Here is a 13,491-nt window from a genome sequence, read left to right as displayed (position 1 = left end):
GTATGCGATGAATCACGCCGGGGGGCATGCGGCAACCAACCCGGCACTCGCCGAATAGCCCACCTCGGCCATCCCGTCGGTGGTCTCGAACTCCAAGGCGACGCACCAGTCGTACGCGGTGGTGCCCCGCAGCTGCGGCGTCCAGGACCCCTCGAGTTCGGCGGGAACGGATGTTCCCGCCACCTCGTACCCGTCCGGTGTCGCCGTCACCGCGGGCGCCGGGCCGTTCGGGTGGGCCACGGAATAGTCCACGACCGCGTTGCCGATCGCGATGACATCAAGCTCGGCCCGCGCCGTCACCGCGGCCGGCGCGGTCACGGACAGCGCGGCCGCCGCCGCAAGACCGGTCGCCACGAGCGTGGCCACCACCCCCAGCACCAGGCCGGCGAGCGGCCAGCTGCGCCGTGACGCCCGTCCCGAGCGCCAGCGCGCGAGCCCCACGATGCCGAGCACGATCGCCACGGGCCCGAGGCCCAGGCATGCGGTCACGAACGAGGCGATGCCGACCCCATTGCCGCCACGCTCGCGGGGCGCGACGTGGGCGGCCGGCGCCGCATGCGTGTCCGTCATCAGTCCTCCAGAGGTGTGACTGAAAGTCTGGCACGCGCGCACCCCGGGCATCGTCCCCGCGCACGCGTGTCGCTCCCACGCCCGCGTCGCGCCCGTCCTTACCCTCGACCACGTCGCCTGACATGGCGAAGACCCCCGGAATTCGGGTCCGGGGGCCTTGCCGTGTCGCACGAGAGTCCGGGTCCGGCGCGAAGCCGGGCCACGGCGACGATCTCTCGGCCGACTCCCCGGGCCCGTCGCGCCCAGCGCCGTCACCCGCTGATCGCGCCGGCTCGCAGTGCGTGCCAGCGGACATGGACCGCCGTTGTCCGAGGAATCCGATCCGGCGCGCCACCACCCATCCCGCCCCCGGGGGCCGCGTCCGCGCTGCGGAAGCGACCCGGGTCCGGGCGTTCGGGGAAGCGCTCTCTTGCCCCCCGATGGTGCGTGGCGCACCTTCTCGCTAGAGGCGTTTCTACTCGTGTCACCGGGTGCACGCAAGCGCTACGGAGGCCAGTTTCGGGGGCCGATGCGCGCCCACACCGTCATCCACATGTCGCGTGCGGAGCCGGCTGGGTTTACACACACCTGTGGACAAAATCTGTGGAGAGGACCCACTCCGCGACGGCCTAGGCTCGACCCATGAGCATCGCACCGGGACTCATCGCAGCACAGTCCAAGATGGCGGCGGCCGGGGTCGACCAGACGGCCATCGACGTCTTCTCCCACTACTTCGCGGAGCTGGAGGCCGGCGCGACCGGGCTCATTCGCGAGGACACGATCGAGCCGCTCACGAGCCCGCCGGGCCTCGACGGCCTCGAGGTGGATCCGGAGGCGGCGCGCGAGGCACTCGCCCGCACCGCGATCATCAAGCTCAACGGCGGGCTGGGCACGTCGATGGGCATGGACCGCGCCAAGTCGCTCCTGCCGGTGCGCGACGGCGCGACGTTCCTCGACGTGATCGTTGACCAGGTGCGCAAGGCCCGCGAGGCCACGGGGGCGCGGCTGCCGCTTGTGCTGATGAACAGCTTCCGCACGCAGGACGACTCCCTTGCTGCGCTCGCGGCGCACGCCGACCTCGCTGTCGACGGCCTCCCCCTCGACTTCCTCCAGAACGCCGAGCCCAAGCTGCTGGTCGACGGACTCATGCCGGTGGAGTGGCCCAAGGACCCCACCTTGGAGTGGTGCCCGCCCGGCCACGGCGACATCTACACGGCCATCCTGGCATCCGGTGTGCTCAAGGCGCTGCTCGACCAGGGCTTCCGCTACGCGTCCGTGTCGAACTCGGACAACCTGGGCGCGGTGCCGAGCGCCGCGATCGCCGGCTGGTTCGCCGCGTCAGGGGCGCCGTACGCCGCCGAGCTGTGCCGCCGCACCGCCGCCGACCGCAAGGGCGGCCACCTCGCGATTCGCAAGTCAGACGGCAGGCTGATTCTGCGCGACACCGCGCAGACCGCGCCCGAGGAGATGCACTTCTTCACCGACGAGCACCATCACCCGTTCTTCCACACCAACAACCTGTGGTTCGACCTCGAGCGCCTGCACTCGGCCCTGGTCGAGCGGGGCGCCGTGCTGGGGCTGCCACTCATCCGCAACGTCAAGACCGTCGACCCGACCGACCCTTCCTCACCTGAGGTGTTCCAGATCGAGACCGCGATGGGCGCCGCGATCGAGGTGTTTGAGGGGGCGACGGCGATCGTGGTGGGCCGCGACAGGTTCCTGCCCGTGAAGACCACCAACGATCTCCTGCTGCTGCGCTCCGACGCGTACACGCTCGAGGACGACGGCGCGCTGCGGGTGGCCGTCACCCCCGCGCCGCTCGTGGACCTCGACCCGCGCTTCTACAAGACGATGTCGGGCTTCGATGCGCGCTTCCCGCACGGGGCGCCGTCGCTCAGGGACGCGGTGTCGCTGACGGTGCGCGGCGACTGGACCTTCGGCGCCGGCGTGGTGTGTCGCGGTGCGGTCACGCTCGAGGACACCGGCAAGCCGGAGACGATCCCGGACGGGACGGTTCTCGAGGGGTAGCGGTGCTGATGCGCTGTCCTGTGCGGCCCGAAACGCGGGCCTGATCCGCAACGGCACGCGATCTGGGCGCCCGCGACTCGATCAGCGGGCGGATTCCCGATCGACCCGCGAATGAGGTCGGGCCGGCCAAGGTGCCGCCAGCCGGCCTACCGCTCCGGCCCGATCACCGCGCCGGCCCGATCACCGCTCCAGGTCCGCATCCCTGGCCGCGGTCTTCGCGAGCATCGCGTTGTAGGCGGCGAGTTCGGACTCCCCGTCGCGGTCGGCCTGACGATCGCGCCTGCGTCCCTCGCGTGTATCCGCATTGCGCCACGCGACGATGATCCCGATCGCGAGCAGCACCACCGGCAGCTCACCGATGCCCCACGCGATCTGGCCGCCGTACTGCTGGTCCGTGATCGCATCGGGCCCCCAATCGCGACCCATGAGCCCGAACCAGCGCGGCGCAAGCAGCACGGTCGACATCATGATCGCGACTCCAAAGAACGCGTGGAACGCCATGGTCGCGAACAGCAGCACGATCCTGAGCGCATAGCCGGGGCGGCTCGGGCCCGGGTCCACGCCCACGAGCGCGTTGACAAAGAGGTAGCCCACGATCGTGAAGTGGAGCACCATCCACAGGTGTCCCACGTGATTGCGCAGCGCGAACTCGAACAGCGGCGTGTAGTAGAACACCACGAGGAATCCCGCGAAACTCACGGCGGCCACGATGGGGTTGGCCCAGAAACGCATCCACCCCGACTCCACGATCGCGCGAATCCACTCTCGCGGCCCCCGCGAACCGTCCTTGCGGGGCGGGAGCGCCCGTAGCGCCAGCGTCACCGGCGCGCCGAACGTCAGCGCGACCGGCACCACCATCACCAGCAGCATGTGCTCGAGCATGTGCGCGCTGAACGTCACCATGCCGTAGATCGTGGGTCCCGACTGGGTCACCCACACCAGTAGCGCGAGCCCCGCGAGCCAGCTCGCGGTGCGATGCCACGGCCACGCATCCCCACGTCGGCGCAGCCTCACCACCCACACCACATAGACCAGCGCGGCCGCGGCGATCGCCGTCGCGGTGATGATCTCCAAGCGCCATAGCGAAATCCACGTCAGGGCGGTGGGAGCCGGCGGGAGGGGGTATCCGGTGAGGAACTCGGCGGGGGTGGGCTCCTTGAGGGGGACGATGTCCACGGGAGGGGCGGTGGTCCCGAGGACGGCGGCGACGCCCATGACCGCGACGAGTGCGGCGACATCCACGGCCATGAGTCGCCAGAAGCGCTCGCGCACGGCGGCCTCGCTGAGACGAGGGAGGTACACACGGCGGTGCAGGGCCGCGAGCGCGATCGCGACCGTCATCAGCGAGATCTTGAGCACGAGCAGGCGCCCGTACGGGGTGGTCCACAACTCCGACACCGCGGTGAGCCGCAGCCAGCCGCTCACCGCTCCCGAGATCACCACCAGGCCCGCGGCCCACAGCGCGAGGCGAGACGCGCGGGCCATTGCCTCGCGCGTGAGCGAGCCCAGGGGGAACGCAACACGAGCATCGTCCCGATCACGCCCGTCCACACGGTCGCGCCGGCCAGGTGGAGCGCCATCGCGGAGACGGCCAGGTGGTGGTCGGCGGCACCGGCCGCATGGCCGGTCTGCGCGAGCCAGCCCAGCGCCCACACCACCGGCACCAGCGACCACATCGCGAGCCGTGGAGTCTGGACGAGCGTCGCGAGCACCGAGACCACCAGCCCCGCGCCCAGCACCTGCAGGTACGCCTCGAGGAGGTCGACGGAGAGCGAGTAGCTCCACCACTCCTCGATGAAGCGTGACGCGTCGGGGAGCTCGCCGCGGATCGAGGCGTACGAGGCCATCGAGTGCGCGAGCGCCGCGATCACCCACGCGATGGACCCGGCCCGCGCCACCAGACCCGCCCGAGCGGCGGCGGCGTGGCCCGCCGGCAACACCACGGCAATGACCAGCAACGCGCCGGCGGTCGCCGCAATCGACAGGTCGCGCACCCCGGCCGCGAGCGTCACGAAGGCCTCGACAGTCATGAGGTCAAGCGTAGGGCGGTCTCATCCCTCGCGGCTCCGCCACACGGCCGCCCTCTCGCGGCTCCGCCACACGGCCGCCCTCTCGCGGCTCCGCCACACGAGGCACCCCGAACTGGCTCCGATCGCCGCACTGAGACCGAGACACGCCGCCGACACGCCGACGCGTGTGTGGCGGAGCCGCGAATCCGTGTGGCGGAGCCGCGAGGAGCAGCGAAGCAGGACCGCGTCAGCCCCAGACGAGGCCCTGCGCGGGATCGTTCATCACGCGACCGATGTCCGCGAGCACGCGCGCGCCCAGCTCTCCGTCCACGAAGCGATGATCGAAGCTCAGCGCGAGCTGCGTGACCCAGCGGATGGTGATCTCGCCCTGGTGCACCCACGGCTGCTCGCGGATCGCGCCAAAGGCCAGGATCGCGGCCTCACCCGGGTTGAGGATGGGCGTGCCCGTGTCGATGCCCAGTGGCCCCACGTTGGTGATGGTGATCGTGCCACCCGCGAGCGCGCCCGGCGTGGTCTTGCCCGCGCGCGCCGCCGCGGTGAGCTCGCCCAGCTCGAGGGCGAGCTCGTGCAGCGGGAGCCGGTGCGCGTCCTTGATGTTGGGCACCAGCAGCCCGCGCGGCGTCGAGGCCGCGATGCCGAGGTTCACGAAGTGCTTGTAGACGATCTCCTGAGCCTGGTCGTCCCACGACGCGTTGATCTCGGGATGACGACGCACCGCGAGCAGCAGCGCCTTCGCCACGATGAGCAGCGGCGTGACGCGCACGTCCTGGAAGTCGCGATCGGCCTTGAGCCGCTGCACGAGGTTCATGGTCTCGGTCACGTCGACCGTGTGGAACACGGACACGTGCGGCGCGGTGAAGGCGGACTTCACCATCGCCTCGGCGGTGCGCTTGCGCACGGACTTCACCGGCACGCGCGTCGAACGCCCGCCATCAGACGAGTAGCCCGACTGCAGCCACGGCTGGTCGTCGCCGGGGTACGTCGCGAGCGTGCGCACCTCGCGCGACTTCGCGGCCTGCTCGACGTCCTCGCGCGTCACGAGCCCGCCCGGCCCGGACGGCGACACGGTCGTGAGGTCCACGCCCATCTCGCGCGCAAGCTTGCGCACGGGCGGCTTCGCGAGCACGGGGTAGTCGCTCGCCTCGCCGGCACCGCCGATCGGGTCGAGCGCACCTTCCTTGCGGGCGCGCCGATGCGCGGATCCCGCCTTCACCCCGTAGCCCACGAGGACGGCGCCGCCGTCCTCCTGAGGGGACGATGCCGGGGCGGACTGGGTGGGGGAAGGCTGGGTGGCGGCCGGCTGAGTGTGAGCGGGCTCGACGCGGGCAGCCTCCGCCTGCGCGGCCGGCGCGGCCTGCGCGACCGCCGCCACGGGCGACTCTGACGCCTCGGCCACCGGAGCATCGTCCCCCGCGACCCCGCCGGGATCCACGTCGAACTCGATGATGGGGGCACCCACCTCGACGGTCTCGCCCTCGGCGACCAGGATGCGCGTCACGACGCCGTCGACCGGGCAGGGCAGCTCGACCAGGGACTTCGCGGTCTCGATCTCGAGCAGCGGCTGGTTGACCTCGACGGTGTCGCCGGGGGCGACGCGCCACGAGACGACATCGGCCTCGGTCAGTCCCTCGCCGGCGTCCGGCATGTGGAAGATCTCGAAGGTAGGCATGTGCGGCCTCTCAGTGCGTCATCACGCGATCGACGGCATCGAGCACGCGATCGAGGTTGGGGAGGTACTCGTGCTCGAACTTGCTCCCAGGGTAGGGCGTGTGGAAGCCGCCGACCCGGAGCACGGGCGCGTGAAGGAGGAAGAAGGCCTGCTCGGTGACGCGGGCCGAGAGCTCCGCGCCGGGGCCGTAGGTGCTGGGCGCCTCGTGCACGATCACGACGCGACCCGTGCGCTTGGCCGACCTCACCACGGTGTCCGAGTCGAGCGGGGAGATCGAGCGCAGGTCGATCACCTCGATGCTGGTTCCCTCCGCCGCGGCCACGTCGGCGGCTTGCAGCGCGAGGCGCACCGTGGGCCCGTAGGCGACGAGCGTCACGTCCTTGCCCTGGCGCGCGACGCGGCCGCGCGACATGTCGGCGGTGGCGGCCGACGCCCCGCCCGGGGCGTCGAGCTGGGCCTTCACCCGCGACTCGCTCACCTCACCCTTGTCCCAGTAGCGGGCCTTGGGCTCGAGGAACAGCACCGGATCGGGAGAGGCGATCGCCTGCTGAATCATGTCGAACGCGTCCTGCGGGGTCGCGGGCGAGATCACGCGCAGGCCCGCGGTGTGGGCGAATAGCGCCTCGGGGCTCTCGGAGTGGTGCTCGACCGCGCCGATGTGTCCGGCGAAGGGCACGCGAATCACGACCGGCAGCTGGATGCGGCCCTGCGAGCGGTAGTGCATCTTCGCGAGCTGCGTGGTGATCTGGTCGTACGCGGGAAAGATGAAGCCGTCGAACTGGATCTCGATGACCGGCCGGTAGCCGCGCATCGCCATGCCGATCGCGGTGCCCACGATCCCCGACTCCGCGAGGGGCGTGTCCATGACGCGGTCGGGGCCGAAGTCCTTCCACAGCCCCTCGGTGACGCGGAAGACGCCGCCGAGCTGGCCGATGTCCTCTCCCATGAGCAGCACCTTGGGGTCGCGCTCCATCGCGGCGCGCAGGCCGCGGTTGATCGCGCCTGCCATCGTCATGGTGGCGGGTGACGTCGCGGTCATGCGTGGGCCTCCTCGTCGACGAACGATCCCTGGAAGCGGGCGAACCATGCGCGCTCCGCCTCGACGGTCGCGTGGGGCTCGGCGTACACGTGGTCGAACATCGTCGACGCGGGGGCCGCTCCCACGACTTGACGGTCTCGCGCGTGCGTCGCCCGAGCTCCTTGATCTCGGCGCGGGCGGCCTCCACGGCATCGTCCCCCAACTCCCCGAGCCCGCGCAGGTAGGTCTCGAGACGCGCGATGGGGTCGCGCTCGGCCCAGTACGCCTCGTCGGCGCGCGTGCGGTACTTGGTCGGGTCGTCCGAGGTCGTGTGCGCGCCCATGCGATATGTGAAGGCCTCGATGAGCACGGGGCCGCCGCCCGACCGCGCCTTCTCGAGCGCCCAGCGGGTCACGGCGTACGACGCGATGACGTCGTTGCCGTCGACGCGCACTGCGGGGATGCCGAACCCGGCGCCGCGCTGCGCGAGGGGCACGCGCGACTGCCGGGTCGTGGGCTCGGAGATCGCGAACTGGTTGTTCTGGACGAAGAAGACGATGGGGGCGTGGTGGACCGATGCGAAGACCATGGCCTCGCTCACGTCACCCTGGCTCGTGGCGCCGTCGCCGAAGTAGCAGACCACCGCGCCGTCGCGCTCGGGGTCGCCGGTGCCCACGAGCCCGTCGCGGTCCATCGCCATCGCGTATCCGGTCGCGTGGAGCGAGTGGGCGCCAATCACCAGCGTGTAAAGGTGGAAGCCGTGGGCCGCCGCGTCCCACGCGCCGTGCTGGAGGCCGCGGAACAGGCGCAGGATCTCGGGCAGGTCGACGCCGCGCATGAGCGCCACGCCGTGCTCGCGGTAGGACGGGAAAACGAAGTCGGTGGGACGCAGCGCGTGGCCCGAGCCGATCTGTGCGGCCTCCTGACCCAGCGACTGCACCCACAGGCCCAGCTCGCCCTGACGCTGCAGGCTGGTGGCCTCGAGGTCGAAGCCGCGCAGCACCGTCATGTGGTGCCACATCGCGCGCAGGGCCTTGGGGTCGAGGTCCGCGGCGTACGCGGAGAAGTCGGGGTGCTCGACGCGCTCACCCGTGTGGGTGAGTAGCGTCACGAGTCCCTCGTCGGAGAGCGGGCCCAGTGCGTCCACGCCGTGTCCTTCCGTCCTGAGTGCCGTCAGGGGTCCGGACACGCAGGAGCGGCTCCGGCCTAACCTACGCAATCGTAGGTTACGCCTCCGTAGGTTGGCAAACGGTGGGGAGGGGCGTCGCCGCTACTCCTCGCCACGCATGCGCCGCACCACGGCATGCGGCTCGGCATCCATGACCACCACGCCGTGCTCGAGCAGGATCCCTCGGTCGCACAGGTCAGCGACCATGTTGAGGTCGTGACTCACGATCACGAGCGTCTTGCCCTGGGAACGCAGCAGGCGAATCCGGTCGAGGCACTTGCGCTGGAACGGCTCGTCACCCACGGCGAGGATCTCGTCGACCAGAAAGACGTCGGGATCCGTGTGGACCGCGACGGCGAACGCGAGCCGTAGAAACATGCCGGACGAGTAGAACTTCACCTCGGTATCGATGAAGTCCTCGATCTCGGAGAACGCGACGATCTCGGCGAACTTCTCCTCGATCTGAGCCTCGGTCATGCCCAGGATCGCCCCGTTGAGGTAGACGTTTTCCCGACCCGTGAGGTCGGGGTGGAAGCCCGCCCCCACCTCGATGAGCCCCGCGATGCGGCCACGCACGCCGATCTGCCCCTCGTCGGGAGTGAGGACACCAGAGATGCACTTCAGGAGGGTCGACTTGCCCGAACCGTTGAAGCCCAGCAGCGCGACCGTCTCGCCCTCATTGATCGTGATCGAGACGTCGTTGAGTGCCGCGAAGGAGTCGACGGTCTCCGAGCGGCGTCGCACCGCGCGCGCGGCCATTTCCTTGAGGGACCGTACGTGACGAATCGTGAAGCGCTTGCTGACGCGGTCGACGACGATGCTCTGGTTCATGGTCACAGCTCCTGCGCGAACTTGCGCGACATGCGCGTGAAGACCCGGTCGCCCACGACGAGCAGCACGAGGCACGCCGCCAGGGCGATGCCGCCGCGTGCCATGAGGTCGGGCACGAGCGCCTCCTCGCGGAGCGTGACGTCGGCCGCGGGATACCAGAACGCGCGGTGAAAGAGCTCGACGGCGATCGTGAGGGGGTTGGCCATGTACAGGTGGGTGAGCCATGAGTCGGGCCCAAAGTGGTCGCGCACCAAGGACACCGAGTAGAGCACCGGCGAGAACCAGACGGCCACCATCGCGATGAGGTCGACGGTGTTCTCGATGTCGCGGAACGCGACGTTGACCGCGGCGAAGATGAGCCCGAGGCCCAGGGCGAGCGCGATCGTCACCAGGATGCCGAGGAGGGCGGCACCCACCGCGACAAGGTCCGGCCTCCATCCGGTCGCCAGCGCACCGATGACCAGGATCACGAGCTGTGGGAGGAAGTGCACCAGCGCCACGAGCACTGACGACACCGGGAACAGCTGCCGGGGCAGGAAGATCTTGCGCACCAGCGGCCCGTTCTGCACGATCGACCGCGTCGCGTTCGTCAGGATCTCGGTGAAGAGATTGATGATGACGATGCCCGAGAACAGGAAGATCGCGAAGGGGGAAGCGCCCGGGAGAGGTTGAGGAACCCTCCCATGACGAAGTAGAACACCGCGAACTGCGCGCCCGGCTTGACGTAGCTCCACGCGAGTCCCAGCACCGAGGCCTGGTAGCGCACGCGCAACTCCTTGCGCACCAGGAGAGTGAGGAGATATCGATGCGCAAGGATGCTCGAGAGTCCGCGCGCGATTCCAGGCCGCTCCATCCCCTCGGGCAGGGGGCGGAGAGCCGCCTCAGTCATCCGCGTCCACGGCGTTCGCCGCGAACGTTTCCCGCCACTGCTCGGGAGACGTGAACTGGCCCAGCGCAGCCTGGTATTCGCGCTGCATCTGGCTCCACCGGGCGACTGCCTTGCGGTGCAGACGCAGGCTGCGACGCAGGTACGAGCGGAACCGCTTGGGATCGCGGATGTACATCGACGTGCCGGTGCCGTCGGCACTGGTAACCACCGCGGAGTCGAGGTGTGACAGGCGCCACCACTTCGCGGCGGCGGCCGCCACGCGCTCCTCGGGGATGTCCAGCGCCTCGGGACGCACGGGTCGCAGTTGGCGCAGCGCACCGGTCGCCGCGGACGCCGCGAACGCGAGCGGGTTCGAGGGACGATGCGGCAGGCGGCCCTTCGCGACCGGCCGGTGGCGACGCGTGATGGGGTACGCGGCGGGGTCCTTGGTCACCACGGCATCGGGGTGCTCGGCGCGCATGCGCCGCACCTCGCCGAGATTGGTGCCGATGGTCGCGTGGAGGTGACCGGGGCCCTCAAGGAGGTCCTCGAGGGCCTTGAGGCGCAGCTCCACCGCGGAGTACTGCAACGACAACAGGTGCTTGACGTCCGCGGCAAAGCTCATGCGCGGCAGTCCACCACCCTTGCGATACGGGGAGTGCAGCAGCGCCGCGAGCCAGCGGTTGCGCTGGTGGTAGTACGCCTGCCAGTCGATCGAGTCGTCCTTGTCGACCCACGGCACGTGCCACACCGCGGCGCCGGGCAGCGACACGGTAGGAATGCCCACCTCGCCTGCGCGCAGGCAGAACTCGGAGTCGTCCCACTTGATGAAGACCGGGAGCGACAGCCCCACCTCGCGCAGGGCCTCGACGGGGATGAGGCACATCCACCAGCCGTTGTAGTCGACGTCGATGCGTCGGTGGAGCCACGGGGTCGCGCGCAGGGGCCGGTGCCCGAAGTCGTGCTCGGTCTTGGTCCCCGGCATCTCCGCCCACCAGAAGGTGTACGGGTTGATGCGCTCACCCGCCGCGTGCAGCGCGGCCTTGTCGTGCATCGAGAACATGTGGCCGCCCACGATCGTGGGGCGCCGGCAGAAGTCGCCGAACATCACGGCACGGTAGATGCCCTCCGGCTCGTCCTGGACGTCGTCGTCGAGCAGCAGCACGTACTGCGAGTCGCCCGCCTCGAGGGTCTCGGCCATGCCACGCGAGAACCCGCCGGACCCGCCCAGATTGCCCTGACGGATCAGTTCGAGGCGCCCGCCCAGTCCGGCCTCCGCCTCCGCGAAGTCGGGCTGATCCGCCACGAGCTGGTTGCCCTGGTCGATCACGTAGACGCGGTCGATGACGTCCTTAAGGATCTCGTCGCCACCCAGCTGATGCAGCTGTGCGACGCAATAGTCGGGGCGGTTGAAGGTGGTGATCGCGATCGATGCGGTTCCGCGCTGTCGCGCGAACGACTCCGGGACGCTCCACTGTGCGGCAATGAGCTCGACGTCCCCTGCGGTGGCGTAGATGTCGAACCAGTACCAACCACCGTCACCGAAGGGTGACAGGGGAGGTCGAAGGCCTGGTGGCCACCCTCGGAGGCCACGAGTTCGACGCGCTGGGTGCGACCGCGAGCGTTGGACTTGTAGATCACCAGGGTCGCCGGGCCCGACAGCTCGATGTCGAGACGCACGGCGTCGACGTCGGTCCAGCGGCGCCAGTAGGCGGCGGGGAACGCGTTGAAATAGGTCGCGAACGACACATGCGCACGCTCGTGAAGGAGCACCGACCGGCGCCCCGTCACCTTGACGTCGGAGTCCGCGAGCGAGATCACGGGCGCCTGGTCGAGAGTGACGACGGTCGTGGCCTTCGAGGACTCGGCCTCCTCCTCGCGCGGGGCGCGCGCATTCGAGAGGTCGAGGTAAAGCGGGAGCGTGTCTGGATCCGAGTCGGTCGGCAGCACCACCCTGCCCACCACGCGCATCGGCGTCACGGAGTTCTCCTCGACCGGGCTCGTGGGTGCGACCGCCGTCATCGCGAACCCTCGGCGCCGAACATGGGGGCGAGCTTGTTGTCGACCATCGAGAGCGCGGACCCGATCGCCATGTGCATGTCCAGGTACTGATACGTGCCGAGGCGACCGCCGAAGAAGACATCCTTTTCCCCGGTCATCAGGTCGCGATACGTCGCGAGCCGTTCACGGTCGGCGGCGGTGTTGACCGGGTAGTACGGCTCGTCGTCGCGCGTCGCGAACCGCGAGTATTCCTTGACGACCACCGTCTTGTCCTTGGGATAGTCGCGCTCGGGGTGGAGGTGACGGAACTCGAGAATGCGCGTGTAGGGGATGTCCGGATCCGCGTAGTTCATGACCGACGTGCCCTGGAAGTCGCCCACGGGGAGGACCTCCTGCTCGAAGTCGATGGTCCGCCACGACAGGTCGCCCTCGGAATAGTCGAAGTAGCGATCCACCGCGCCGGTGTAAATGACGGGCACCTGGCCCACCACGGCCGCCTTGCTGAACGGCTGCGAGGCGTCGAAGAAGTCGGTGTCGAGGCGCACCTCGATGTTCTTGTGGTCCGCCATGCGCGTGAGCCACGCCGCGTAGCCATCGACGGGCAGGCCCTCATAGGTGTCGTTGAAGTAGCGGTTGTCGTAGGTGTAGCGCACGGGAAGCCTGGAGATGACCGATGCCGGGAGGTCCTTGGGATCCGTCTGCCACTGCTTCTGGGTGTAGCCCTTGATGAAGGCCTCGTACAGCGGGCGGCCGATGAGGTTGACGCCCTGCTCGTCGAGGTTGGCGGGCTCCTTGCCGCCAAGCTCCGCCGCCTGCTCCTTGATCAGTGCGCGCGCGGCCTCTGGCCCGTATGCACTGCGGAAGAACTGGTTGATGGTGCCCAGGTTGATGGGCATCGGGAAGACCTCACCCTGGTGCGTCGTGTAGACGCGGTGCACGTAGTTGGTGAAGGCCGTGAAGCGGTTGACGTACTCCCACACGCGCTCGTTCGACGTGTGGAAGAGGTGTGTGCCGTACGTGTGCACCTCGATGCCCGTCTCCGGCTCCGGCTCCGAGTACGCGTTGCCGCCGATGTGAGGGCGGCGGTCGATCAGCATCACCTTCACCCCATACCGGGAGGCCAGCTGCTCCGCCACCGTCAGGCCGAAAAAGCCCGAGCCCACCACCACGACATCCGCCATGTGCCTGTCTCCCAAGGTCTGGTCGAGCGCACACGGACGTGCGCACAGATACGCGTCAGGGTACCTGCGCCTCGAAACGACGCGCAAAACGACCCGCAGTGGTCACGAGAGGCCGCGCGCCGGTCGCCACCTAGAATTGTCCTCGGTC

The 13,491-nt window shown here is 69.5% G+C and carries 13 protein-coding genes and 1 pseudogene; 1 reads left to right on the top strand and 13 read right to left on the bottom strand.

Annotated elements, in window-relative coordinates; genetic code table 11:
* Positions 1–12 precede the first annotated feature (12 nt).
* On the bottom strand, positions 13–570 hold the full coding sequence (locus tag QUE44_RS10935; protein ID WP_286214552.1) for a DUF4190 domain-containing protein: 558 nt from the start codon (positions 568–570) through the stop codon (positions 13–15).
* A 621-nt stretch (positions 571–1,191) separates the two neighbouring features.
* Here QUE44_RS10935 and QUE44_RS10930 point away from each other — a divergent pair.
* On the top strand, positions 1,192–2,577 hold the full coding sequence (locus QUE44_RS10930) for a UTP--glucose-1-phosphate uridylyltransferase (RefSeq protein WP_286214551.1): 1,386 nt from the start codon (positions 1,192–1,194) through the stop codon (positions 2,575–2,577).
* 180 nt (positions 2,578–2,757) lie between these two features.
* On the opposite strand, the gene QUE44_RS10925 is transcribed toward QUE44_RS10930, so the two are convergent.
* From QUE44_RS10925 to glf, 12 genes and pseudogenes are all read right to left on the bottom strand, one after another.
* Positions 2,758–4,062 (bottom strand): bifunctional copper resistance protein CopD/cytochrome c oxidase assembly protein, encoded by a 1,305-nt coding sequence (locus QUE44_RS10925; protein WP_286214550.1) that lies wholly within the window; start codon positions 4,060–4,062, stop codon positions 2,758–2,760.
* Positions 4,014–4,607: a hypothetical protein gene (locus QUE44_RS10920; protein WP_286214549.1), complete on the bottom strand. Its 594-nt coding sequence runs from the start codon at positions 4,605–4,607 to the stop codon at positions 4,014–4,016. Before QUE44_RS10920 ends, QUE44_RS10925 begins: the two co-directional genes overlap by 49 nt.
* A 226-nt stretch (positions 4,608–4,833) precedes the next feature.
* Positions 4,834–6,276 (bottom strand): dihydrolipoamide acetyltransferase family protein, encoded by a 1,443-nt coding sequence (locus QUE44_RS10915; RefSeq protein ID WP_286214548.1) that lies wholly within the window; start codon positions 6,274–6,276, stop codon positions 4,834–4,836.
* A 10-nt stretch (positions 6,277–6,286) separates the two neighbouring features.
* Entirely contained in the window at positions 6,287–7,315 is a 1,029-nt protein-coding gene (locus tag QUE44_RS10910; RefSeq protein ID WP_286214547.1) for an alpha-ketoacid dehydrogenase subunit beta, read from the bottom strand.
* On the bottom strand, positions 7,312–7,440 hold the full coding sequence (locus tag QUE44_RS14420) for a hypothetical protein (RefSeq protein ID WP_433997168.1): 129 nt from the start codon (positions 7,438–7,440) through the stop codon (positions 7,312–7,314). Before QUE44_RS14420 ends, QUE44_RS10910 begins: the two co-directional genes overlap by 4 nt.
* Positions 7,441–7,532: 92 nt before the next feature.
* Positions 7,533–8,303, bottom strand: a pseudogene (locus QUE44_RS10905) (thiamine pyrophosphate-dependent enzyme); the annotation flags it as partial.
* Between the two features lie 261 nt (positions 8,304–8,564).
* Entirely contained in the window at positions 8,565–9,293 is a 729-nt protein-coding gene (locus tag QUE44_RS10900; protein WP_286214546.1) for an ABC transporter ATP-binding protein, read from the bottom strand.
* Between the two features lie 2 nt (positions 9,294–9,295).
* Positions 9,296–9,886: an ABC transporter permease gene (locus QUE44_RS10895; protein WP_286216758.1), complete on the bottom strand. Its 591-nt coding sequence runs from the start codon at positions 9,884–9,886 to the stop codon at positions 9,296–9,298.
* Positions 9,883–10,182 (bottom strand): hypothetical protein, encoded by a 300-nt coding sequence (locus QUE44_RS10890; protein ID WP_286216802.1) that lies wholly within the window; start codon positions 10,180–10,182, stop codon positions 9,883–9,885. Before QUE44_RS10890 ends, QUE44_RS10895 begins: the two co-directional genes overlap by 4 nt.
* Positions 10,175–11,536, bottom strand: a complete 1,362-nt coding sequence (locus tag QUE44_RS10885; protein WP_350226927.1) for a glycosyltransferase — start codon at positions 11,534–11,536, stop codon at positions 10,175–10,177. Before QUE44_RS10885 ends, QUE44_RS10890 begins: the two co-directional genes overlap by 8 nt.
* Positions 11,488–12,183, bottom strand: coding sequence for a hypothetical protein (locus tag QUE44_RS10880; RefSeq protein WP_286216756.1), 696 nt, complete (start codon positions 12,181–12,183; stop codon positions 11,488–11,490). Before QUE44_RS10880 ends, QUE44_RS10885 begins: the two co-directional genes overlap by 49 nt.
* Entirely contained in the window at positions 12,180–13,343 is a 1,164-nt protein-coding gene (gene glf, locus QUE44_RS10875; RefSeq protein ID WP_286214545.1) for a UDP-galactopyranose mutase, read from the bottom strand. Before glf ends, QUE44_RS10880 begins: the two co-directional genes overlap by 4 nt.
* Positions 13,344–13,491 lie beyond the last annotated feature (148 nt).

The organism is Demequina sediminis (genome assembly GCF_030296675.1).
Lineage (GTDB): Bacteria > Actinomycetota > Actinomycetes > Actinomycetales > Demequinaceae > Demequina > Demequina sediminis.
The sequence above is the reverse complement of the archived record's forward strand: the minus strand, read 5'-3'. Positions and strand labels throughout refer to the sequence as shown.

What these genes read in the sequence shown, in the direction of transcription:
- QUE44_RS10910 (WP_286214547.1), bottom strand. Translation starts at nt 7,315, where the DNA reads ATGACCGCGACGTCACCCGCCACCATGACGATGGCAGGCGCGATCAAC.
- QUE44_RS10915 (WP_286214548.1), bottom strand. Translation starts at nt 6,276, where the DNA reads ATGCCTACCTTCGAGATCTTCCACATGCCGGACGCCGGCGAGGGACTG.
- QUE44_RS10880 (WP_286216756.1), bottom strand. Translation starts at nt 12,183, where the DNA reads ATGACGGCGGTCGCACCCACGAGCCCGGTCGAGGAGAACTCCGTGACG.
- QUE44_RS10930 (WP_286214551.1), top strand. Translation starts at nt 1,192, where the DNA reads ATGAGCATCGCACCGGGACTCATCGCAGCACAGTCCAAGATGGCGGCG.
- QUE44_RS10920 (WP_286214549.1), bottom strand. Translation starts at nt 4,607, where the DNA reads ATGACTGTCGAGGCCTTCGTGACGCTCGCGGCCGGGGTGCGCGACCTG.
- QUE44_RS10900 (WP_286214546.1), bottom strand. Translation starts at nt 9,293, where the DNA reads ATGAACCAGAGCATCGTCGTCGACCGCGTCAGCAAGCGCTTCACGATT.
- glf (WP_286214545.1), bottom strand. Translation starts at nt 13,343, where the DNA reads ATGGCGGATGTCGTGGTGGTGGGCTCGGGCTTTTTCGGCCTGACGGTG.
- QUE44_RS10925 (WP_286214550.1), bottom strand. Translation starts at nt 4,062, where the DNA reads ATGGCCCGCGCGTCTCGCCTCGCGCTGTGGGCCGCGGGCCTGGTGGTG.
- QUE44_RS10890 (WP_286216802.1), bottom strand. Translation starts at nt 10,182, where the DNA reads ATGACTGAGGCGGCTCTCCGCCCCCTGCCCGAGGGGATGGAGCGGCCT.
- QUE44_RS10935 (WP_286214552.1), bottom strand. Translation starts at nt 570, where the DNA reads ATGACGGACACGCATGCGGCGCCGGCCGCCCACGTCGCGCCCCGCGAG.